Origin of the sequence: Pseudomonas sp. ok272 (assembly GCF_900109995.1) — a bacterium.
Taxonomy (GTDB): domain Bacteria; phylum Pseudomonadota; class Gammaproteobacteria; order Pseudomonadales; family Pseudomonadaceae; genus Aquipseudomonas.
In genome coordinates this window covers 202373-223722 of sequence record NZ_FOCB01000009.1, presented here as the reverse complement: position 1 = coordinate 223722, position 21350 = coordinate 202373, and the positions used below count along the sequence as shown (strand labels likewise).

The 21350-nt window shown below is 63.3% G+C and carries 21 protein-coding genes; 15 read left to right on the top strand and 6 right to left on the bottom strand.

All coding sequences use genetic code 11. The features are described from left to right. Positions 1–66: 66 nt before the first annotated feature. Positions 67–432 carry an antibiotic biosynthesis monooxygenase gene (locus tag BMW74_RS15250; RefSeq protein WP_093422379.1) on the bottom strand — a complete coding sequence of 122 codons (366 nt, stop codon included), beginning with the start codon at positions 430–432 and terminating at the stop codon, positions 67–69. A 93-nt stretch (positions 433–525) separates the two neighbouring features. On the opposite strand from BMW74_RS15250, the gene soxR reads away from it, so the two are divergent. Together soxR and BMW74_RS15240 are read left to right on the top strand one after the other, a co-directional pair. After that, the gene (gene soxR, locus BMW74_RS15245) at positions 526–1005 is read left to right on the top strand and encodes a redox-sensitive transcriptional activator SoxR (RefSeq protein WP_093422374.1); all 480 of its coding nucleotides are present in this window, start codon (positions 526–528) and stop codon (positions 1003–1005) included. A gap of 116 nt (positions 1006–1121) precedes the next feature. Next, positions 1122–1577: a VOC family protein gene (locus BMW74_RS15240; RefSeq protein ID WP_093422371.1), complete on the top strand. Its 456-nt coding sequence runs from the start codon at positions 1122–1124 to the stop codon at positions 1575–1577. 599 nt (positions 1578–2176) lie between these two features. On the opposite strand, the gene BMW74_RS15230 is transcribed toward BMW74_RS15240, so the two are convergent. Next, a complete protein-coding gene (locus BMW74_RS15230; protein WP_093422362.1) occupies positions 2177–3502 on the bottom strand; it encodes an ATP-binding protein in 1326 nt (441 codons plus the stop codon). Beyond that, on the bottom strand, positions 3499–4179 hold the full coding sequence (locus BMW74_RS15225; RefSeq protein WP_093422358.1) for a response regulator: 681 nt from the start codon (positions 4177–4179) through the stop codon (positions 3499–3501). Before BMW74_RS15225 ends, BMW74_RS15230 begins: the two co-directional genes overlap by 4 nt. A 260-nt stretch (positions 4180–4439) precedes the next feature. On the opposite strand from BMW74_RS15225, the gene BMW74_RS15220 reads away from it, so the two are divergent. From BMW74_RS15220 to dsbG, 4 genes are all read left to right on the top strand, one after another. Continuing rightward, a complete protein-coding gene (locus tag BMW74_RS15220) occupies positions 4440–5141 on the top strand; it encodes a hypothetical protein (protein ID WP_093422353.1) in 702 nt (233 codons plus the stop codon). 129 nt (positions 5142–5270) lie between these two features. After that, entirely contained in the window at positions 5271–7013 is a 1743-nt protein-coding gene (dsbD, locus tag BMW74_RS15215; RefSeq protein ID WP_093422348.1) for a protein-disulfide reductase DsbD, read from the top strand. Next, a complete protein-coding gene (locus BMW74_RS15210) occupies positions 7013–7876 on the top strand; it encodes a TlpA disulfide reductase family protein (RefSeq protein WP_093422343.1) in 864 nt (287 codons plus the stop codon). The genes dsbD and BMW74_RS15210 overlap by 1 nt, the downstream gene beginning before the upstream one ends. After that, complete coding sequence (dsbG, locus tag BMW74_RS15205; protein WP_093422337.1) at positions 7852–8619, top strand: thiol:disulfide interchange protein DsbG; 768 nt, start codon at positions 7852–7854, stop codon at positions 8617–8619. Before BMW74_RS15210 ends, dsbG begins: the two co-directional genes overlap by 25 nt. 28 nt (positions 8620–8647) lie before the next feature. Here dsbG and BMW74_RS15200 read toward each other — a convergent pair whose 3' ends face one another. After that, positions 8648–9463 carry an alpha/beta fold hydrolase gene (locus BMW74_RS15200; RefSeq protein WP_093422333.1) on the bottom strand — a complete coding sequence of 272 codons (816 nt, stop codon included), beginning with the start codon at positions 9461–9463 and terminating at the stop codon, positions 8648–8650. Between the two features lie 251 nt (positions 9464–9714). Here BMW74_RS15200 and BMW74_RS15195 point away from each other — a divergent pair, with 251 nt between their 5' ends. Next, on the top strand, positions 9715–10269 hold the full coding sequence (locus tag BMW74_RS15195; RefSeq protein ID WP_093422328.1) for an RNA polymerase factor sigma-70: 555 nt from the start codon (positions 9715–9717) through the stop codon (positions 10267–10269). A 25-nt stretch (positions 10270–10294) separates the two neighbouring features. Here the strand turns inward: BMW74_RS15195 and BMW74_RS15190 are convergent, their stop codons facing one another. Then, a complete protein-coding gene (locus tag BMW74_RS15190) occupies positions 10295–11059 on the bottom strand; it encodes a substrate-binding periplasmic protein (RefSeq protein ID WP_093422320.1) in 765 nt (254 codons plus the stop codon). Between the two features lie 133 nt (positions 11060–11192). Continuing rightward, a complete protein-coding gene (locus BMW74_RS15185) occupies positions 11193–11816 on the bottom strand; it encodes a TetR/AcrR family transcriptional regulator (RefSeq protein WP_093422315.1) in 624 nt (207 codons plus the stop codon). 179 nt (positions 11817–11995) lie between these two features. Here BMW74_RS15185 and BMW74_RS15180 point away from each other — a divergent pair, with 179 nt between their 5' ends. The 8 genes from BMW74_RS15180 to BMW74_RS15145 all read left to right on the top strand — a co-directional run bounded on the left by BMW74_RS15180 (position 11996) and on the right by BMW74_RS15145 (position 21331). Beyond that, positions 11996–13786, top strand: coding sequence for an acyclic terpene utilization AtuA family protein (locus BMW74_RS15180; RefSeq protein ID WP_093422310.1), 1791 nt, complete (start codon positions 11996–11998; stop codon positions 13784–13786). A 12-nt stretch (positions 13787–13798) separates the two neighbouring features. Beyond that, the gene (locus BMW74_RS15175; protein ID WP_093422304.1) at positions 13799–14668 is read left to right on the top strand and encodes an SDR family oxidoreductase; all 870 of its coding nucleotides are present in this window, start codon (positions 13799–13801) and stop codon (positions 14666–14668) included. Positions 14669–14671: 3 nt separating this feature from the next. After that, positions 14672–16288, top strand: a complete 1617-nt coding sequence (atuC, locus tag BMW74_RS15170) for a geranyl-CoA carboxylase subunit beta (protein ID WP_093422299.1) — start codon at positions 14672–14674, stop codon at positions 16286–16288. A gap of 24 nt (positions 16289–16312) precedes the next feature. Then, the gene (gene atuD, locus BMW74_RS15165; protein ID WP_093422294.1) at positions 16313–17470 is read left to right on the top strand and encodes a citronellyl-CoA dehydrogenase; all 1158 of its coding nucleotides are present in this window, start codon (positions 16313–16315) and stop codon (positions 17468–17470) included. Continuing rightward, complete coding sequence (locus BMW74_RS15160; protein WP_093422289.1) at positions 17467–18267, top strand: enoyl-CoA hydratase/isomerase family protein; 801 nt, start codon at positions 17467–17469, stop codon at positions 18265–18267. The genes atuD and BMW74_RS15160 overlap by 4 nt, the downstream gene beginning before the upstream one ends. Positions 18268–18401: 134 nt before the next feature. Beyond that, positions 18402–20363: an acetyl/propionyl/methylcrotonyl-CoA carboxylase subunit alpha gene (locus BMW74_RS15155; RefSeq protein WP_093422286.1), complete on the top strand. Its 1962-nt coding sequence runs from the start codon at positions 18402–18404 to the stop codon at positions 20361–20363. Between the two features lie 70 nt (positions 20364–20433). Next, positions 20434–20973, top strand: coding sequence for a 3'-5' exonuclease (locus BMW74_RS15150; protein WP_093422281.1), 540 nt, complete (start codon positions 20434–20436; stop codon positions 20971–20973). Between the two features lie 73 nt (positions 20974–21046). Beyond that, entirely contained in the window at positions 21047–21331 is a 285-nt protein-coding gene (locus tag BMW74_RS15145) for a pyrimidine/purine nucleoside phosphorylase (RefSeq protein ID WP_093422277.1), read from the top strand. Positions 21332–21350 lie beyond the last annotated feature (19 nt).

The following is a 21350-nucleotide window of genomic DNA, read 5'->3' as shown; positions in this document are numbered from 1 at the left end:
CTCCAACTGAGCAGGCGCCGTCAGTGGCGAGAACCCTCGCGCTCGCTCGTCGTTATCGACTTTTGCTCAATTCACCAGGCTGCAGTGCAAGGCATTGTCGGCACTGCGCTCGATGCTGCGCAGCACTTGGAACGAGCCGAAGGTAACGCCCTTGGCCTGATGTGCACGGATCAACTGCCAAAAGTCCTGCTCACCGCTCTCGAAACGCTGGAATGCCGCCTCGCCCGCCTCCCGTGATTGCCATTGCAGGTAATTGAGCACGCGCCGCCCGTCATCGCTGGCCTGCACGCTGGCGCTGAGAAAGCCGGCGTGATGCTGGGCCAGGTGCTCGGTTTGCGCCGCCAGCGCACTCACCAGGCCCTGCTGCTGATGGGGCTCGATGTCGAACTCGATCAGTTGGGTGAAACTGCGATTGTTCTCTTGCGGTTGCATGAGGATTCCCCCTGGCGTGTAAGTCGCGTCTTGCGAATCAATGGCTGGCAGGATAAAACCTCTAGTTAAGTCAAGGTCAAGCGGTAAATACACATGATTAGCAGCCAGCACCTGCACAAAGAACTCACCGTCGGCCAATTGGCCGCACGCAGCGGCGTCGCGGTTACCGCCCTGCACTTCTATGAGTCCAAGGGGTTGATCAAGAGCAACCGCAACCCAGGCAATCAGCGGCGCTATCCCCGGGAAGTGCTGCGCCGGGTAGCACTGATCAAGGTCGCCCAACGCCTGGGGATCCCACTGGCGGAAATCGGCCAGGCGCTCAAGTCCCTGCCCGACCATCGCGCGCCCACGGCAGCCGACTGGAAACAACTGTCGGCACAGTGGAGCAACGACCTCGACGAACGCATCAAGCAATTGACCTTGCTGCGCGACAAGCTTAATGGCTGCATCGGTTGCGGCTGCTTGTCGATGGAGGCGTGCCCGCTGCGCAACCACGGGGATGCGCTGGCGGAACAGGGCCCGGGCGCGCAGTTACTGGAGCCGGGAGCCCATAGCGCACACATGCCCGACTGAGACGGTGCAGTTCGTCGGCTATCACGAGGTACTCAAGCCACCGGCCTATAGTGAATCGACCGCAAATCGGCGAAGGATTTGCACCCCTCCTCAACCGGCAATCAGGGAGAACCGTCATGAGCGTCAAACCCATCCCAGAGGGCTTCAACGGCATTACCCCCTACTTGGGCATCCACAAGGCCGCCGAGGCCATCGAGTTCTACAAGAACGCCTTCGGCGCCATCGAAACCATGCGCCTGGCGATGCCCGACGGCAGCGTCGGCCATGCGGAGCTACGGATCGACGGCTTCGCCATCATGCTTGGCACGCCCTGCGATGAAGGTCCGCTGAGCAACCCCGACACATCGCCTTCTGTCGGCTTGCATCTGTATGTCGACGATGTGGACAAGCGCTTCGCCCAGGCCATCAAGGCGGGGGGCATCGTGGTGTCTGCGGTCAAGGATCAGTTCTACGGCGACCGTTCGGGCACCTTGAAAGATCCCTTCGGCCATCTGTGGTTCCTGGCCACCCACAAGGAAGACCTGACCCAAGCGCAGATCGAACAGCGGGCCCGGGAGATGTTCAGCCAATAACCAAACCACCATCACCCATGTGGAGCGAGGCTTGCCCGCGAAGGCGGTAAACCTGACGACATTGATGTTGGATGGACTGGCCGGTTCGCGGGCGAGCCTCGCTCCTACGGGCTCAACCCAGATTCTTGCTCGCAATGGCGGTGACGAGCGACATGGCTAAGACAGTTGCTCCCACAGTGGGTTGAGGACAACCGCTAAAGATGAGTCGACTGGCAGGCTGTCTTCGCGAGCAAGCCCGCTCCCACCCTGGTCCTCGGCGAACACACATCCAGGGAGCAGCTCAATTCCTTGTAGGAGCGAGGCTTGCCCGCGAAGGCGGTAAACCTGACGACATTGATGTTGGATGGACCGGTCTCTTCGCGGGCAAGCCTCGCTCGGGCTCAACCCAGATTCTTGCTCGCGATGGCGGTGACGAGCGGCATGGCTAAGACAGTTGCTCCCACAGAGGGCTTCAGCGAGCACACGATCTGGGCCCGGCACCGCCCCCTTGTGGGAGCGAGCCTGCTCGCGAATGCCGTGGATCAGTCGCCCGATACGTTGACTGACACTACGCCTTCGCGAGCAGGCTCGCTCCCACAGGGAATTGAGAGGTAGGCGAGTCAGGCGGGTTGCAGGGGCATGGTCAGTTCGACCCGCAAGCCATCGGGGCGGCTGTCGAAGTGCAGCCCGCAACCGCAGCGCTGGACGATCGCATGGACAATCGCCAGGCCCAGGCCACAGCCATTGCTGGTGCCGTTGCGCCAGAAGCGTTGGGTCAGGTGTTGCAGATCGTCGTCCGGGATGCCCGGGCCATGGTCACGCACCAGGAAGCGTACGTGATTGCCAGAGGTTTCCAGGCTCAGCTCCACCGGCGTATCGGCCGGGGTGTGGCGCAAGGCGTTGTCCAGCAGGTTGCGCAGGGCGGCAATCGACAGTACCGCCGGCATGTGGACCGGGGCGTGCGAATAGCTGTCCGGCAAATGCAGTTTGATCCGCGTCGGGTCACCGTTGGCGGCGTCCTGGATGGCCAGGCGCGCCACCTGTTCGGCGTTGCACTGCACGCCATCGTCGAACGACAGGCTGCCCTCCACACGCGCCAGCAACAGCAATTGCTCAAGGGTCCGGTGCATGCGGTCGGCCCCCTCCTCGGCGCGGGCCAGGGATTGATCGCGGGCCGCGCCCTCGGTCATGCGTGCCACCTGCAAGTGGGTCTTGATCGCGGTCAGCGGGCTGCGCAGTTCGTGGGCCGCGTCGCCAGTCAGCCGCCGCTCGCGCTCGATGGCCTTGCCGATGCGCTGCAACAGTTGGTTCTGGGTGTCCAGCAGCGGTTGCAGCTCACGGGGTACCGGCGGGATCTGCAACGGCTCAAGGGAATCGGCGCTGCGCCGCTTCAAGGCATCGCGCATCCGATTGAGCGGCGCCAGGCCCTGGCCAATGCCCAGCCACAGCAGGCACAGGCAAACGAGCAAGGCCACGCCGACCGGCACCGAAGCGGCCAGCAAGATCGACATGTTCAACGCCTCGCGCTCGACCTGGCGGTCGGCGGTGGTGATGCGCAAATCGCCTCGGGCCAGGGTGAAGCTGCGCCAAACCGCGCCGTCGATCATCTGGTCGTGGAAGCCGATTTTTTCCGCCTCCAGGGTCTGTTCGGGGGTGGAGTGGCTACGGGCGAGGATTTCCCCGCGCAGGGAGCTGACCTGGCACGCCATCCCCCCGGGAATATTCAATTGCTCGGCACTCAAGTGGGTGCCCTCGCCTTTGCTCGCCAGCGGCGGCAGTTGCTCCAGCAGCCCGGCGACCATACGGGCCGACGCGACCAGACGCTGGTCGAGGGAAAACATCATCTGGTTACGCAGATCGCTGAGCATCCAGGCCGCGGCCAGCGCCCAAATCAGTGCAAAGGCGGCGCCCAGGGTCAGGGTCAGGCGCAAACGCAGACTCATCACTTCGATTGTTCTCCATCATCGGCCGGCCCCAGGCGATAGCCCAGGCCGCGCACCGTCTCGACGATGCCGTTGCCCAGCTTGCGGCGCAGGTGGTGGATGTGCACGTTGAGGGCGTTGCTTTCCAACTCATCGTTGAAGCCGTAGACGCTGTCCTTGAGTTGCTCGGTGGACAGCACCCGGCCACGGTTGTGCAACAAGGCTTGCAGCAACGATTGCTCGCGGCGCGACAGGTCGACGGGTTGCCCGGCGAGCAGGGTTTCGCGGGTGCTGGGGTCGTAGGTCAGGGCGCCGTGCTCGATCAGGTTGACGCTGCGCCCCGCGACGCGGCGCAGCAAGGTATGCAGGCGCGCAGCCAGTTCGCGCAGGTCGAAGGGTTTGAGCAGGTAGTCGTCCGCCCCGGCTTGCAGGCCATCGACCCGGTCGGTGACCGAATCGCGGGCGGTGAGGATCAGCACCGGGATCTCCAGGCCCTGACGACGCAACTGGGTCAGCAGCTTCAGACCGTCTTCATCGGGAAGTCCCAGGTCGAGCACCATCACGTCGAATTCCGCCACCTTGAGCATCGCCCGTGCCGCCGAGGCCGTCGCCACATGCTCCACGGTCAGACCCTGGGCCGTGAGGCCGGCAACAATGCCACTGGCGATCAACTCATCATCTTCACAAACCAGTACGTGCATGGGCGAACTCCATGGGCAAAGACGTGATTGCAGCAGGGGGGGATTAAGGCGCAATTATGGCAAGGACCACCGCAGACGAACAGCAAGCGTTTGCAACACCTTCCCCGGCGCCTCTTCTCCGCCCTATTGGTACTGGCAACGATTAACCATCGAAACATTCGCCTATCAAATAGTGCAGTTAAAATGCCGGGCAACACGATAGCCTTGGCGTGCAATACCCAACTCACTAACTTAACCATCCACCTGAAAGGAATCAGGCCATGCCTAAACTTGAAAACGTCGTCGCCGTGGATTGGCGATCCGGAAAAGACCGCTGCTATTTCTTCTTTAAAGACAGCAATACTTACACCCGCTTCAACATCGGCGACAACCAAGTCCCCGACGACTACCCCAGCGACGTAAAAGAAAGCAACTGGGGCGCGTTTCACCCCCACGTCAAGCACCTGCGTTTTGGCTTCAGCTCCAATGGAATCATGGGTGATCACGTTAAAGGTATCGACGACGATTTCCTTTGGCTATTTTACAAAGACAACGGCACACCCATGGTCTGCAAGTACGATCAAGATAAGGATAACGTGGCTGGCATGTACCCCCTGGCAACGACTTTTTGGGCACCGTTACTTCCTTACTTCGATCGAATCATTGCCGGAACTTGGTGGAAAGTATCAGGCTATCCTTATTTATTCCGCTTCCTTATGAACGACGGACGCTCCATTCAATTTGAGCCTCCTTGGAACAACTTCAAAGTCGAAACTATCAACTCACACACCTGGCCCGGACTGAGCCCTTATAAAGACCGGATCATTACCGCCGTGCAAAATGACCGTACCTTTGCCGACAGCTACTACTATGTGTTCCTGACCAACAATCAATACATTCGCTACAACATCGAAGAAAACAAGGCAGATTCCGGCCTGATCGATGTCGACGACGAGTCCTGGCCCGGGCTGCTGAGGGACTGACGACTCACCCAGGCGCCTTCGACGACGATGGCGCCTGGGTGTTGACGCCTGCGCGCCAAGGCGGGTTAATCACGGGTTAATCGCCACCCTTCATCGTGCACGCAATTGCACCTGGTACAAGGCTTACCCATGCGTCGTCTGTTCACACTGTTGCTGTTTGTCTTTGCTGGCCTGGCCCAGGCCGCGTCGAATCCATTCGAGACCAAAGCCGAGTTCTTGCCCGTGGCCAAGGCGTTCGTCTTCACCTCGGAAAAACTGGAGTCGGGCGAAACCCAGTTGTTCTGGCAAATCGCCGATGGCTACTACCTGTATCAGAAGCGCATGACCTTCAGCGGCCTGCCCGAGGCCCACAAACCCGCGCTGCCCGAGGGCGAGGCCCATAGCGACGAGTTCTTCGGCGACCAGCAGGTCTATCGCCAGGGCCTGGAACTGAAGATCCCGGCCGGGGCCAGCGGGCAGATTAAAGTCGGCTTCCAGGGCTGTGCCGATGCCGGCCTGTGTTACCCGCCGCAAACCCAGGTGGTGGACCTGGGCGGTGGTGCCGCGACAGTCACGACCAATGCGTCCCAAGCCCCGGATCAAGCCCTGGCCAGCGGCCTGCAACAGCGTGCGCTGGGCTGGAGCCTGTTGGTGTTCTTTGGCCTGGGCCTGTTGCTGGCCTTCGCCCCTTGCTCGTTGCCGATGCTGCCGATTCTCGCCGGCCTGATCGTCGGCAGCGGTGCCAGCCCCAAGCGCGGCTTTGCCCTGGCCGGCAGCTATGTGGTGAGCATGGCCCTGGTGTATGCGGCGCTGGGCGTGATCGCCGCGCTGCTGGGGGCCAACTTGCAGGCGCTGCTGCAGAACGCCTGGCTGCTGGGCAGCTTCGCGGTGATCTTTGTCCTGCTGTCGCTGCCGATGTTTGGCTTCTTCGAACTGCAACTGCCAGCGGCCCTGCGTGATCGCCTGGAAAACGCCAGCCGCAAACAAGGTGGCGGCAGCCTGCTCGGCGCCGGGGTCCTTGGCGCGTTGTCCGGCCTGCTGGTTGGCCCGTGCATGACCGCCCCGCTGGCCGGCGCCTTGCTGTACATCGCCCAAAGCGGCAATGCGCTGCACGGCGGGCTGATCCTGTTCGCCATGGGCCTGGGCATCGGCTTGCCGCTGCTGCTGCTGGTGACCGTTGGCAATCGTTTCCTGCCCAAGCCCGGTGCCTGGATGAACCTGCTCAAAGGCATCTTCGGCTTCCTGTTCCTGGGCACCGCCTTGGTGATGGTGCGCCCGGTGTTGGATGAGTCGCTGTGGGTCGGTCTGTGGGGTGCGTTGCTGCTGATCGTTGCCTACTGCGCCTGGCGCCAGACCGCTGGCTTTGGCCGCGCCGCCCATGTGTTCGGCAGCGTCGCGCTGCTGTCCGGGTTGTGGGGCAGCTTGCTGGTGATCGGTGCGGCCGGTGGCAGCGATGACCTGTTCAAGCCCCTGCAGGTGTTCCGCGCCCCCGCCTCAAGCGGTATCGCCAGCCCTACGGCCCACGACGCCTTCACCACGATCAAGGAGCCCGCCGCCCTGCAACGCGAACTGGACGCCGCACGCGCTCAAGGCCAGTGGGTACTGCTGGACTACTACGCCGACTGGTGCGTGTCGTGCAAGATCATGGAGAAACAGGTGTTCGGCAAACCCCAGGTGATGGAGGCGCTCAAAGACGTCCGCCTGTTGCGCCTGGACGTAACCGCCGACAACGCCGCGAGCCGCGAGCTGTTGGAGCGCTACAAGGTGCCTGGGCCTCCCAGCTTCGTGTGGATCGCCGGTGACGGCGAAGAACGCCGCAGCCAGCGCATCACCGGGGAAGTGGACGCCACCGGTTTCCTGCAACGCTGGAACATCACTCGGGACGCTCGCTGATGCTGACCTTCACCCTCGGCACCTTTGCCATTGCCCTCAACCACCTGCTGCTGATCAGTGCCCTGGTACTGGCGACCTTCGTCGGCTGGCGGGTGGCCAAGCGCGGCGGTGAAAACCCCGAGTCGGCGTTGTTCGGTTTGTTCCTGCTGGGCCTGCTCGCCGCCCGGATCAGCTTTGTCCTCGTCTATTGGTCTTACTACCGCAATGACGCCTGGCAAATTGTCGACCTGCGCGATGGCGGCTTCCTCGCCTGGCCCGGTGTCGTGACCCTGCTCCTGGCCTCCGCCGCCTGGGGCTGGCGACGCCCGGCCCTGCGCAAACCCCTGGGGTTCGGCGTGGGTAGCGGCGTGGTGTTCTGGGTGCTGGCCAGCCTGTCGCTGAACCTCTACGAACAAGGCACCCGCCTGCCCGACATCACCTTGCGCAATGCCGCCGGTGAAACCGTGCAGCTCACCGACTACAAGGGCGGGCCGTTGGTGATCAACCTCTGGGCCACCTGGTGCCCACCGTGCCGGCGAGAAATGCCGGTGCTGGAAAACGCCCAACAAAAGCGCTCCGACCTGACGTTCCTGTTCGTCAATCAGGGCGAAAGCATGCAAAGCGTCAGCACCTTCCTCGCCACCCAGGGCCTGAGCCTGTCCAACGTGTTGTTCGACAGCGGTGGCCGGCTGGGCCAGGCGGTGGGTTCCATGGCCTTGCCCACGACGCTGTTCTATGGCGCTGATGGGCGGCTACTGGGTAGCCACCTGGGCGAGCTGTCCGAAGCCAGCCTGGCCCGCGCCCTGGAAAACTTTGACGACGCCCCTCTTTCCGACACACCTTCAAGGAAAAAACTGCCATGCCCCGCTTCCGCCACCTGCTGACGCTGACCCTGGGCGCTGCCCTGTTGCACACACCCTGGGTCCAGGCCGAAGAACTGCCTGCGGCGATCCAGAAGATCCAGGCCAAAGGTGCCAAGATCATCGGCAGCTTCGACGCCCCCGACGGCCTGCGCGGGTATGCCGCGCAGTACCAGAACCGCGGCATGGCCCTGTACCTGACGCCTGATGGCAAGCATGTGTTGCTGGGTAACCTGTACGATGCCGACGGCAAGGACCTGAGCGCCGAGCCCCTGCAGAAGCTGGTCTACGCACCGATGGCCAAGGAAGTCTGGGCCAAGATGGACGCCAGCCACTGGATCGCCGACGGCAACAAGGATGCACCCCGGGTGGTCTACCTGTTCAGCGACCCGAACTGCCCTTACTGCAACATGTTCTGGGAGCAGGCTCGCCCGTGGGTCAAGGCGGGCAAGGTGCAGTTGCGGCACATCATGGTCGGCATCATCCGCGAAGACAGCCCGGGCAAATCCGCGGCCCTGCTGGCCAGCAAGGACCCGAGCAAGGCCCTCGACGAGCACGAGAAGGCCGGCAAGCAAAGCGCCCTCAAGCCACTGAAAACCATCCCGGCCGAGGTCCAGGCCAAGCTCGACGCCAACATGGCATTGATGGACGAACTGGAGCTGTCGGCCACCCCGGCGATCTTCTACATGGACGACAAGGGCGAGTTGCAGCAGCAACAAGGCGCGCCATCGCCAGACAAGCTGGCGAAGATCCTGGGGCCGAAGTAAACACCGGTTTGTGCTAAGGCCTGAGCGTCTACGACTGCCTCTGGGCGAGAAACCTGAGCAACGCCTCGGTGACAAACGAGGCGTTCTCCAGGCTGGAAATATGTCCGGCCTGCGGCACCAACACAGACGGGCAACCAATCAACCTAGCCATTTCCCGGGTCTCCTCGGGCGGCCTGGGTTGATCCTCTTCACCACACATCACCAGGGTGCTCAGCGGATCCAACGAACACAGCCGCGCCCGCACGTCGTCACGCCCAAACGTAATACGCCCCAGCGGCACGATACTCGAACGCAGGCGGTCCGAGGGCAGCGCAGCCAGTGACGCGCGAAACCCTTGGTAAAGTGCTGATTGAGGATCGATGCCCGGCCGGAAGAATATTGGCACGATGATGTCGAGCAGGTGCGGCGCAATCTCACCCGCATCGAAGATGTGTTGGAGCAGCGCGAAGTAGTAGTGTCGAGTCGCCTCGGGCTCGGCCCCGGCATAGGTGTCCATCAGCACCAAGCCGTTGACGCGCTGCGGGGCCGAAAGCACCAGGCGCACGCCCCACATGCCACCGACAGAAAGCCCCACGAGCGTCACCCGCTCAAGTGCCAGATGATCCAACAACGCCAGTGCCTGGCGCGCCACATCATCCAGCGAGGCGGTCTTCTGCGGCAGCGGCCCGGAGTCGCCGTGTCCCCACAGGTCCAAGGCAATGACCCGATAGAGTTGGGACAACGCCGTGATCTGCGGCGCCCACATGGTCTGGTCCCATAAATAACTGCCGGCCAGCAACACCGCCGGCCCCGCCCCTTGATCAATGTAGTGAAGCGATTGTCCATCAATCGTTACGAAGGGCATCCGTTCTCTCCTTTCAAATCGAATCGCCAGCCTGCCCCGCAAGGAAATGAGGGTCAATTCAAGCTTCGATAACGGATGTAACAACACTCAGGGCGCGCAAGACCGGTCATTGCCAAAAGCAGTTGCCAGATGGAATGACTCCTCCACCTCAATTGACAACGATTATCATTAAGCCTAGCTTGTCCGTCGACGCGTAGGACGGATCCGAACCGCTGACCGTCCTATTCCCTTTTTGCAATAAGGTGATTTCCATGACGGAAGCAGTATCCACAAGCAGGTGTGATTCACCGTTACTTCAAGCGTTCGTTGAAAACCGACTGATCCTGGTCAAGATCGCAGCCCGTATCACCGGCTGCCGCTCCCGCGCCGAAGACGTGGTACAGGACGCGTTCTTCCGTCTGCAATCGGCACCGCAGATCACGTCGTCGTTCAAGGCCCAACTCAGCTATCTGTTTCAGATCGTGCGTAACCTGGCGATCGACCATTACCGCAAGCAGGCGCTGGAGCACAAATACTCAGGCAGGGAGGAGGAAGGCTTGAATGTGGTCATCCATGGCGCTTCGCCCGAAACCTCGCACATCAACTTCCGCGCCCTGGAAAACATCGCCGCCGCCCTGGGCCAATTGCCTTGCCGCACCCGTTACGCCTTCGAGGCGTATCGCCTGCACGGCGTGCCACAAAAGGACATCGCCAAGGAGCTGGGCGTCTCGCCGACCTTGGTCAACTTCATGATTCGCGATGCCTTGGTGCATTGTCGCCAGGTCTCGGGGACACGTCGCGATACCGTTGCCCAGCGCCAGGATTGACGAACGCAGGTGGCGCGGCCGGACTTCAGCCCTGGGGCACCGGCACCAGCGCGATCTTGTAGGGCGCAAAAATCTTCAGCATCTGTCCGTTGTCCCGCAGACCTTGTAGCAGCTTGGCAAACGCCTCGCCGTCGATGGCCGCCGACGGACGAATCAGGGCGAAATGGTGATACACCTGATCGATGCGGTCCGAGACCAGCAACTGTGACCTGATCGGCTCATTGCGCAGCAGGTAGTCGCTCAAATAGGAGCGTGTGACCAGGGCGACGTCTGCCCGCCCACGCAAGACCATCAGCAAGTTGCTGTCGTGGGAATAGGTCAGCTTGGCGTTGTAGTTATCCGCGAGAACCCTGGGGTCGGGATTAAAATCGGCGAAGGCGTAGTGATAACCGCTGAACAGCGCCAAACGTTTGCCCCGCAGATCGGAAAAGTACGCCTGCCCTCGTGCCGGTTGCTGTTGTGCAACAAAGATCTCGGCATCCTCCAGGCCCATGTCGACGGCGGTGTGCGGCACCTCTTGCCAGCCCCAGGACGGGTTCTCGAAAACCGCCATGTCGATCCGGCCCTGCTTGAGATCACCGAAACGACGGGCCAGGGAGGTCGGCACCAACACAAAGGTAAAGTCCGTTTGCAACTGGTTGAGGGCGGCGATCATCTGCGGCAACAGGCCGGTGTCGACGCCGCTTTCAGGGCGGACCGTGTAGGGCGGAAAGTGTGCAGCGCCCACACGCACCACTTGCGAGGCCGACGTCGGCAACACGAACAGCACACCGAGGGCCATCAACAACATCCGCGAAGCCGTGCGAACCGGCAAAAACTTCAAAACACACCTACCTCTGAAATGCACCACATTGGATAAGCTAGGCGGTTTCAGCCGCTTCGACAAATGAATGATGGCTGTTGAGTACGTTTGATCCAAGCCATCACTTTTCTTCCAGCACCAGGATCAATGCTTCCTCGGCCAGTTGATCGAGGCTCATGCTGCCGTCCGCACGGAACCAGGTGGTGGTCCAGGACAGCGCCCCGGTCAAGAAGCGCCGGGTGATGAACACGTCGCCACGAATAAAACCCGCCACCTTGGCCTCTCCCAGCACCTGCAGCCAGATCTGCTCGTAGAGGTCGCGCAGGGCCAGCACCTGGGCCTGCCCGGCCTCTGACAAGGAGCGCCATTCATACACCAGCACCGCCATCGCCTCGCCGCTGCCACCCATGATCGACTGCAACTCGCAACGGATCAGCGCCAGCACCTGTTCGCGCACGCTGCCTGCCTGGGCCAGCGCGGCACGCATCAAGGCTGTGTTGTAGACCACGGTCTCCTCCATCACCGCCCGCAGAATTTCGTCTTTGCTTTTGAAGTGATGAAAGATGCTGCCCGACTGAATCCCCACCGCCCCGGCCAGGTCACGCACCGTGGTGCGTTCATAGCCCTTGTTGCGAAACAGGTGGGCCGCCATTTGCAGCAGCTTGCCGCGAGCGCTGTCCGGGTCGGTCAGTTGCCCGCTGTCGACCAGCTCACGCATTACCAACAGGGCTTTTTGCTCGTCCACCTATTGTCTCCTACAGTCGATCCAACACACATGCGGCCACGGATGAATACGCCGTGGATTGCGCGGGCAATTTAAGCTGGCCGGCGCGACCAAGCAAGCGCTTGGGTAGAAGATAGCCGACCATTTACAAACCAAGCGCTTGCTTGGTAGTCTCGACCCACTTCTGCCGGAGGCTTGCCATGAACAAAACCGTGCGCATTGGTTGCGCCAGTGCTTTCTGGGGCGACACCTCGACCGCCGCCGCCCAGCTCGTACACGGCGCCACGCTGGACTACCTGGTGTTCGACTACCTGGCAGAGATCACCATGTCGATATTGGCCGGGGGGCGCATGAAAGATCCCCAGGCCGGTTACGCCACCGACTTCATCGACGTCCTCGGCCCGCTCCTGGGCCAGATCAGCCAACAACAGATCAAGGTCATCAGCAATGCCGGCGGGGTCAATCCACTGGCCTGTGCGGCGGCGCTGCAAGCCGCGTGCGACCGGGCCGGCGTGCCGCTGAAGATCGCCGTGTTGCTGGGCGATGACCTGCAGCCGCAGTTCAAGCAACTGGCCGCCCACGCGGTGCGCGAGATGTTCAGCGACGAACCGCTGCCCGCCCTGTGCGTGTCCGCCAACGCCTACCTCGGCGCCCCGGGCATCGTCGAAGCCCTGCGCCTGGGGGCGGATATCGTCATCACTGGCCGCGTGGTCGACAGCGCCGTGGTCAGCGCCGCGCTGGTGCATGAATTCGCCTGGTCGTGGCAGGACTACGACAAGCTCGCCCAGGCCGCGCTGGCCGGGCACATCATCGAATGTGGCGCGCAATGCACCGGCGGCAACTTCACCGATTGGCGCCAGGTGCCGGACTACGAGCACATTGGCTTTCCCATCGTCGAAGTCAGTGCCAACGGCCAATTCACTGTCGGCAAGCCCGCGGGCAGCGGCGGGCTGGTCAGCACCCTGAGCGTCGGCGAGCAACTGCTGTATGAAATCGGCAACCCCCGTGCCTACCTGCTGCCCGATGTGGTCTGTGACTTCAGCCAGGTCCAGCTCCGACAACAGGGCCAGGACGTGGTCCACGTGCAAGGGGCCAAGGGTCTGCCGCCGAGCGCGCAGTACAAGGTCAGCGCCACCTACCCGGACGGCTTTCGCTGCACGGCCAGTTGCCTGATCGCCGGCATCGATGCGGTGGCCAAGGCCCAACGGGTGAGCGAGGCGATCATCAACAAGACCTCGGAGATCTTCAGGCAACGCGGCTGGGCGCCCTACAGCGAAGTGCACATCGAACTGCTCGGCAGCGAAGCCACCTATGGCCCCCACGGCCAACGCCAGGACAGCCGCGAAGTGGTGATCAAGCTGGGCGTGCGCCATCCGAGCAAACAGGCGCTGGTGCTGTTTTCCCGGGAAATCGCCCAGGCCGCGACCGGCATGGCCCCCGGCCTGACCGGTATCGTCGGCGGTCGCCCGACGGTGTATCCACTGATCCGCCTGTTCTCGTTCCTGATCGATAAAGACACCTGCACCCTGGAAGTCGATCTGCAAGGCCAGCGCCATGCCTGCGCCCTGCCCGCCCTCGATCACCTGGACAGCCGCGACCTGCCACTGCCCTTCACCCCACCCAAACCCCGGGGCCGGGCCGACGCCAGTGTGCCGCTGGTGAAACTGGCCGTGGCGCGCTCCGGCGACAAGGGCAATCACAGCAACATCGGCGTCATGGCCCGCCACCCCGACTACCTGCCGTGGATCGCCGAGGCGCTGACGCCAGAGGTGATCGTCGACTGGATGCGCCACGTGCTCGACCCGATCCACGGGCAAGTCCAGCGCTGGTACCTGCCCGGCAGCCACAGCCTGAACTTTCTGTTGGAGAACGCCCTGGGCGGCGGTGGCGTCGCCAGCCTGCGGATCGACCCGCAAGGCAAGGCGTTTGCCCAGCAACTGCTGGAAATCCAGATCCCGGTGCCGCAAAGCATCGCTGACCAAGTCAACTAGAGGGCGTGCACCGTGGCTTTTGATTCGATCTTCAAACCTGATCTGTTCGCCGGCCAGACCCTCATCGTCACCGGGGGCGGCAGTGGCATCGGCCGCTGCACCGCCCATGAACTGGCGGCCCTCGGCGCCCATGTGCTGTTGGTGGGGCGCAAGCCAGAGAAGCTGCAAGCCGTTGCCGCTGAGATCGCCGAGGACGGCGGCAAGGCCAGTTGGCAGGCCTGCGACATTCGCGACGAAGAGGCGGTCAAGCAGTTGGTGACACAACTGATCAAGGATCACGGGCCGATCCACGGCTTGGTCAACAATGCCGGTGGCCAATACCCGGCGCCCCTGGCCTCGATCAATCAAAAAGGATTCGAAACCGTGCTGCGCACCAACCTGGTGGGCGGCTTCCTGATGGCCCGGGAAGTGTTCAACCAGTCGATGAGCAAGACCGGTGGCGCCATCGTCAACATGCTGGCCGACATGTGGGGCGGCATGCCGGGCATGGGGCATTCGGGGGCGGCGCGTTCGGGCATGGACAACTTCACCAAGACCGCCGCGTTCGAGTGGGGCTACGCCGGGGTGCGGGTCAACGCGGTGGCACCAGGCTGGATTGCCTCCAGCGGCATGGACACCTACGAAGGCGCGTTCAAGGCCGTCATCCCGACCTTGCGCGAACACGTGCCGCTCAAGCGCATCGGCACCGAGTCCGAAGTCAGCGCGGCCATCGTGTTCCTGCTCAGCCCTGCCGCGTCTTTTGTCAGCGGCAGCACCTTGCGCATCGACGGCGCGGCGAGCCTGGGCAGTCGTGCGTGGCCGCTGCACAAGGCGCAGCACAGCGCGTCGTTCAATGGTTTCCATCGCGCCTATTTACCGGATGTGCTCAAGGGCGAGGACTGACCGATGCCGCAGATTGACTCCCAACTCGACCCCCACAGCCCGCAGTTCGCCCAGAACCGCGACGCCATGCTCGCCTGCATCGAACAGGTCCGCCACCTGGAGCGCAACCTGCTGGCCAAAGCGGCGGAGGCCAAGGCCAAGTTCGACCAGCGCGGGCAACTGCTGCCCCGCGAACGCCTGAACCTGCTGCTCGACCCCGGCGCGCCGTTCCTCGAACTGGCCAGCCTGGCCGGCTACAAGCTGCACGACGACAAGGACGGCAGCCAGGCCGGCGGCGGCCTGATCGCCGGGATTGGTTTTGTGTCCGGCGTCCGGGTGCTGGTGGTCGCCAACAACAGTGCAATCAAGGGCGGAACCATTTCCCCCACCGGCCTGAAAAAAACCCTGCGCCTGCAACAGATCGCCATGGACAACAAACTGCCGGTGATCACCCTCGCCGAGAGCGGCGGGGCCAACCTCAACTACGCCGCCGAGATCTTCATCGAAGGTGCGCGCAGCTTCGCCAACCAGGCACGGATGTCGGCCATGGGCTTGCCGCAGATCACCGTGGTGCACGGCTCGGCAACTGCCGGCGGGGCTTACCAACCGGGGCTTTCGGATTACGTGGTGGTGGTGCGCGGCAAGGCCAAGCTGTTTCTCGCCGGCCCCCCGTTGCTCAAGGCGGCCACCGGCGAAGTGGCCACCGACGAAGCGCTCGGTGGCGCCGAGATGCACGCGCAGATCGCCGGCACCGCCGAGTACCTGGCCGAAAATGATGCCGACGGCGTGCGCCTGGTGCGCGAGATCGTCAGCCTGCTGCCGTGGAATGCTCGACTGCCCGCACGCACGGCACCTGACTTCGATGAACCGCGCTACCCCATCGAGGAACTGCTGGGGCTGATCCCCGATGACCCGAAGAAACCCTACGATGTGCGGGAAATCATCGCGCGCATCGCCGACGGCTCGCGGTTCCTGGAGTTCAAGGCTGAGTTCGACCAACAAACCCTGTGCGGCCACCTGCAGATCCAGGGCCGGCCGTGCGGCTTCATTGGCAACAACGGCCCGATCACCCCGCAAGGTGCGAGCAAGGCGGCGCAGTTCATCCAACTGTGCGACCAGAGCCAGACCCCGCTGCTGTTCTTCCACAACACCACGGGCTTCATGGTGGGGACCGAGTCGGAGCAGCAAGGAATCATCAAGCACGGTTCCAAGCTGATCCAGGCCGTGGCCAACGCCCGGGTGCCCAAGCTGACCCTGGTGGTCGGCGGTTCCTACGGCGCCGGCAACTACGCCATGTGCGGGCGCGGCCTGGACCCACGTTTCATCTTCGCCTGGCCCAACAGCCGCACCGCCGTCATGGGCGGCGCGCAAGCCGGCAAGGTGCTGCGCATCGTCACCGAGGCCAAGCAGGTCAAGGACGGCCTGGTCCCCGACCCGAAGATGCTCGACATGCTCGAACAGGTCACCGCGCAGAAGCTCGACAGCCAATCCACCGCCCTGTATGGCAGCGCCAACCTGTGGGACGACGGGCTGATTGATCCACGGGACACGCGCACCTTGCTCGGCTACTTGCTGGACATCTGCCATGAGGCCGACGTCCGTCAACTGCAACCCAATAGTTTTGGCGTCGCCCGGTTCTGAGCCGGCCACAGGAGAACAATAAAAATGATCTTCACCCAGGAACACGAAGCCCTGCGTCGCACCATCCGCCAGTTCGTCGACAACGAGATCAACCCGCACGTCGATGAGTGGGAAAAGGCCGGGGGCTTTCCGATCCACGAAGTCTTTCGCAAGGCCGGCGACCTCGGCTTGCTGGGCATTTCCAAGCCGGAAAAGTTCGGCGGCATGGGCCTGGACTACAGCTACTCGGTGGTCGCCGCCGAGGAGTTCGGCACCATTCGTTGCGGCGGCGTCCCGATGGCGATCGGGGTGCAGACCGACATGTGCACCCCGGCGCTGGCCCGCTTCGGCTCCGATGCGCTGCGTGAGGAGTTCCTGCGACCGGCGATCACCGGCGAGCAAGTCGGTTGCATTGGCGTCTCGGAAGTCGGTGCCGGCTCCGACGTCGCCGGGCTCAAGACCACCGCCCGCAAGGACGGCGACGACTACGTGATCAACGGCAGCAAGATGTGGATCACCAACTCGCCGAGCGCCGACTTCATTTGCCTGTTGGCCAACACCTCGGACGACAAGGCGCACATCAACAAGTCGCTGATCATGGTGCCGATGAATACCCCCGGGATCAGCTTGAGCCCGCACCTGGACAAGCTCGGCATGCGCAGCTCGGAAACCGCCCAGGTGTTCTTCGACAACGTGCGCGTGCCCCAGCGCAACCGCATCGGCCACGAAGGCGCCGGCTTCATGATGCAGATGCTGCAGTTCCAGGAGGAACGCCTGTTCGGTGCCGCCAACATGATCAAGGGCCTGGAGTACTGCGTCGACAGCACCATCGAGTACTGCAAGGAACGCAAGACCTTCGGCAATGCCTTGATCGACAACCAGGTGATTCACTTCCGCCTGGCCGAGCTGTCGACTGAAATCGAATGCCTGCGGGCGTTGGTCTACCAGGCCACCGAGCAGTACATCAAAGGCCAGGACGTCACGCGCCTGGCGTCCATGGCCAAGCTCAAGGCCGGGCGCCTGGGCCGCGAAGTCACCGACAGTTGCCTGCAATACTGGGGCGGCATGGGCTTCATGTGGGACAACCCGGTGTCGCGCGCCTACCGCGACGTGCGCCTGGTGTCGATTGGCGGCGGTGCCGACGAGATCATGCTGGGGATCATCTGCAAACTGATGGGCACCCTGCCCGGGAAAAAAAAATGAGCCGCCTGCCCGCTTGCCAAACCCTGTTGCTGGAACTGCACAACGGCGTGCTGCACATCACCTTGAATCGCCCTGAATGCCGCAATGCCATGAGCCTGCAAATGGTCGCCGAGTTGCGCGCCGTGCTGGCGGCGGTGCGCGCTGACCGAGAGGTCCGCGCGTTGGTCCTTGGCGGTGCCGGTGGGCACTTTTGTGCCGGCGGCGACATCAAGGACATGGCCAACGCCCGCGCCCAGGGCGCAGACGCGTATCGCGACCTCAACCGAGCCTTCGGCGCCCTGCTCGAAGAAGCCCAGCACGTGCCGCAGGTGCTGATCAGCGTGCTGCAAGGCGCGGTGCTCGGCGGTGGCCTGGGCCTGGCCTGTGTCAGCGACGTAACCCTGGCTGACCACAACGCGCAGTTCGGCCTGCCGGAAACCAGCCTCGGCCTGCTGCCGGCGCAAATCGCCCCGTTCGTGGTGCAACGCATCGGCCTGACCCAGGCCCGGCGCCTGGCGTTGACCGCGGCGCGGTTCGACGGTATCGAGGCGCGGCGCCTGGGCCTGGTGCACTTCGTCGAGCAGGATGCACAGGCCTTGGCCGAGCGTCTCGATGGCGTGCTGGCCCATGTGCTGTGCTGCGCGCCAGAGGCCAATGCCCGCACCAAAAAACTCCTGCTGGCCAGCGCCGGGCAGCCCTCCGGTGCCCTGCTGGATGAAGCGGCGCAGTGGTTCAGCGAGGCGGTGACGGGGGCCGAAGGGACGGAGGGGACCCTGGCCTTTATGCACAAGCGCAAACCGAGTTGGGCGCCCGAATAGCTTCGCGAGCAGGCTCGCTCCCACCCTGGATCTTCGGTGAACACATAGGTTGCGCTCGACGATGATCCACGGTGGGAGCGAGCCTGATCGCGAAGAGGCCCCCACAGACACCGCACTCACCAAGGGAACCGACTATGCCCACCCTGCGCAAAATCCTCATCGCCAACCGCGGTGAAATCGCTTGCCGCATCCAGCGCACCGCCCAGGCCCTGGGTTATCGCACGGTGGCGGTGTTCAGCGACGCCGACGCCGATGCGCTGCACGTACGCCTGGCGGACGCAGCCGTACACATCGGCCCCGCCGCCGTGTCCCAGTCCTACCTCAACGGCCCGGCGATCATCGACGCGGCACGGCGCAGTGGCGCGGACGCGATTCACCCCGGCTACGGCTTCCTGTCGGAGAACGCCGGCTTCGCAACCGCCTGTGCCGAGGCGGGCCTGACCTTTATCGGTCCGAGCCCGGCCGCCATCGAACTGATGGGCAGCAAGCGCCTGTCGAAAATCGCCATGCTCAAGGCGGGCGTGCCCTGTATCGACGGCTATCAAGGGGCCGAGCAGGACGACGCGACCCTGAGCCGCGAGGCCGAACGTATCGGTTATCCGCTGATGATCAAGGCCAGCGCTGGCGGCGGCGGACGCGGCATGCGCCTGGTCTACGGCGCCGACCAGTTGCTCGCGCTGATCCGTACCGCCCGCAGTGAAGCCCAACATGCCTTTGGCAGCGCCGAGCTGATTCTCGAACAGGCCCTGATCGATCCGCGCCACGTGGAAATCCAGCTGTTCGGTGATCAGCACGGCAACCTGATCTACCTGGGTGAACGCGACTGCTCGATCCAACGCCGCCATCAGAAGGTCATCGAGGAAGCACCCTGCCCGGTGATGACGCCTGAGCTGCGCCGGGCCATGGGCGAGGCGGCGCTCAAGGCCGGTCGCGCGGTAGACTACGTCGGCGCCGGCACCGTGGAGTTCCTGCTCGATGCAACCGGCCGATTCTACTTCCTGGAAATGAACACGCGCTTGCAGGTCGAGCACCCGGTGACGGAGTTGATCAGCGGTGTGGACCTGGTCGCCTGGCAACTGGATATCGCCGCGGGCTCGCCCCTGCCGCTGCGTCAGGAGCAGGTCGAACTCAAGGGCCACGCCATGGAAGTGCGGCTGTATGCCGAAGACCCGGCCCACGGTTTCCTGCCGCAGACCGGCCAGGTCCAACGCTGGGAGCCGGCCATACGCGAGGGCGTGCGCATCGACCACGGCCTGCTGGAGGGGCAACAGGTCAGCCCGTTCTACGACCCGATGCTGGGTAAGCTCATCGCCCATGGCGCCACCCGCGAAGAAGCCCGGCGCAAGTTGCTGCGAGCGGTTGAGGACAGCGTGCTGCTGGGCGTGCAGACCAACCAGCGCCTGCTTGCCGGCCTGCTGCAGCACCCGCAATTCATCGCCGGTGATTTCAGTACCGGGTTTATCCCCGAGCACTTTTGCGATCACCCAAGCCTGCACCCACAAGCGCCCAGCATCACCGAACTGGCCATCGCCGCAGCGATCTTCCATGAACACTCGGCCCGCGCCCACAGCTCGGTACTGAAGGGCTGGCGCAACAACGCCGGCACGCCGTTGCAACAACCGATCGGTCTCGACGACCAGCGCTGGGCGAGCGAAGTCAGCGTCCTGGCCGATGGGCAGCTCGACATTCAAACGGCCGGGGAAACCCGGCGACTCAGGCTGATCGGCCTGGACGCCGGCTGGGCGCACCTGGAGATCGACGGCATACGCCAACGCTACGCCTATCAACTGGATAACGGCGCGTTGTGGTTGTTCACCCGCCCCGGCGCCCTGCGATTAGAGGACCTGCGCCTGGCCCCCGTCAGCGCCCTGGCCAGCGCCAGCAGCGGGACGCTGAAAGCGCCGATGGATGGCGCCATCGTCGAAGTGCTGGTGAACGAAGGCGCAACGGTGAGCAAAGGCCAGCTGTTGCTGGTGCTGGAAGCGATGAAAATGGAACATCCGCTCAAGGCCGGCATCGATGGCGTGATCAAGCGCTTGCAGGTCAGCCAGGGAGACCAGGTCAAGAACCGCCAGATTTTGCTGGAGGTTGAATAAGCCACTGGGCGGATCCGCCGAGGTTGGCTACGCTCTGCCTCATCAGGACGCGGATACCAGGAACCCTGCAATGCCTCATTGGCTGGTCATTGATCTCGAAGCGACAACAGATGAGGGTGGCTGGCCCGTCACCGAGATGGAGATCATCGAAATCGGCGCCACGCTGGTCAATCGCGCGGGCCGCGAGCTGGATCATTTCCAGCGCTTCGTCCGGCCGTTGCGACGACCACTGCTGACCCCTTTTTGCCGAACGCTGACACGCATCACCCAGGCCAACATCGACACCGCCCAACCCTTGAGCGAAGTGTGGCCGGTGTTCGAACGCTGGCTCGGCCAGCATCAGGCGCGCCTCGAAGGCTGGGCCAGTTGGGGCGACTACGACCGCAAGCAACTGCTGCAGGAGTGGCAGCGCCTGAACCTGGACAGCCTGCTAGGCCAGGTGCCCCACATGAACCTCAAGCAGCGGTTCGCCAAGGCTCGCCGCCTGGAACGCCCGCTGGGTCTCAACGGCGCCCTGCAACTGGCCGGCCTGCAGTTCAGCGGCCAGCAGCACCGCGCCCTGGAAGATGCTCGAAATACCGCGCGCCTGCTGCCGCTGATTCTTCCTTGAGGGCAACAGGTGACGGCTGAAAAGGCCTTGTGCATACTGGCCAGCCTTTTTAGCCCATTTCGAGGAATCGCCCATGTTTAAAGTCAACGAGTACTTCGACGGCACCGTCAAGTCGATCGCTTTTGGCACCGCCGAAGGTCCGGCCACTGTCGGCGTCATGGCACCGGGCGAATACGAATTCGGCACCAGCCAGCATGAAATCATGCACGTGGTCTCCGGCGCCCTGACCGTCAAACTGCCGGACAGCGGCACCTGGGAAACCTTCGCCGCCGGCAACCAGTTCAACGTACCCGCCAACAGCAAGTTCCAGCTCAAGGTGGCCGTCGACACAGCCTACCTGTGCGAATACCGCGGCTAAGGTTTTCAGCGTAAAAAAA

Bases quoted from the DNA above. Each gene is read 5' to 3' on its own strand.
- BMW74_RS15180 (WP_093422310.1), top strand. From the start codon at position 11,996: ATGAACAAAACCGTGCGCATTGGTTGCGCCAGTGCTTTCTGGGGCGAC.
- BMW74_RS15210 (WP_093422343.1), top strand. From the start codon at position 7,013: ATGCTGACCTTCACCCTCGGCACCTTTGCCATTGCCCTCAACCACCTG.
- BMW74_RS15160 (WP_093422289.1), top strand. From the start codon at position 17,467: ATGAGCCGCCTGCCCGCTTGCCAAACCCTGTTGCTGGAACTGCACAAC.
- atuC (WP_093422299.1), top strand. From the start codon at position 14,672: ATGCCGCAGATTGACTCCCAACTCGACCCCCACAGCCCGCAGTTCGCC.
- BMW74_RS15200 (WP_093422333.1), bottom strand. From the start codon at position 9,463: ATGCCCTTCGTAACGATTGATGGACAATCGCTTCACTACATTGATCAA.
- soxR (WP_093422374.1), top strand. From the start codon at position 526: ATGATTAGCAGCCAGCACCTGCACAAAGAACTCACCGTCGGCCAATTG.
- BMW74_RS15190 (WP_093422320.1), bottom strand. From the start codon at position 11,059: ATGTTGTTGATGGCCCTCGGTGTGCTGTTCGTGTTGCCGACGTCGGCC.
- BMW74_RS15155 (WP_093422286.1), top strand. From the start codon at position 18,402: ATGCCCACCCTGCGCAAAATCCTCATCGCCAACCGCGGTGAAATCGCT.
- BMW74_RS15240 (WP_093422371.1), top strand. From the start codon at position 1,122: ATGAGCGTCAAACCCATCCCAGAGGGCTTCAACGGCATTACCCCCTAC.
- BMW74_RS15220 (WP_093422353.1), top strand. From the start codon at position 4,440: ATGCCTAAACTTGAAAACGTCGTCGCCGTGGATTGGCGATCCGGAAAA.
- BMW74_RS15150 (WP_093422281.1), top strand. From the start codon at position 20,434: ATGCCTCATTGGCTGGTCATTGATCTCGAAGCGACAACAGATGAGGGT.
- BMW74_RS15195 (WP_093422328.1), top strand. From the start codon at position 9,715: ATGACGGAAGCAGTATCCACAAGCAGGTGTGATTCACCGTTACTTCAA.
- BMW74_RS15225 (WP_093422358.1), bottom strand. From the start codon at position 4,179: ATGCACGTACTGGTTTGTGAAGATGATGAGTTGATCGCCAGTGGCATT.
- BMW74_RS15145 (WP_093422277.1), top strand. From the start codon at position 21,047: ATGTTTAAAGTCAACGAGTACTTCGACGGCACCGTCAAGTCGATCGCT.
- dsbG (WP_093422337.1), top strand. From the start codon at position 7,852: ATGCCCCGCTTCCGCCACCTGCTGACGCTGACCCTGGGCGCTGCCCTG.
- BMW74_RS15250 (WP_093422379.1), bottom strand. From the start codon at position 432: ATGCAACCGCAAGAGAACAATCGCAGTTTCACCCAACTGATCGAGTTC.
- atuD (WP_093422294.1), top strand. From the start codon at position 16,313: ATGATCTTCACCCAGGAACACGAAGCCCTGCGTCGCACCATCCGCCAG.
- dsbD (WP_093422348.1), top strand. From the start codon at position 5,271: ATGCGTCGTCTGTTCACACTGTTGCTGTTTGTCTTTGCTGGCCTGGCC.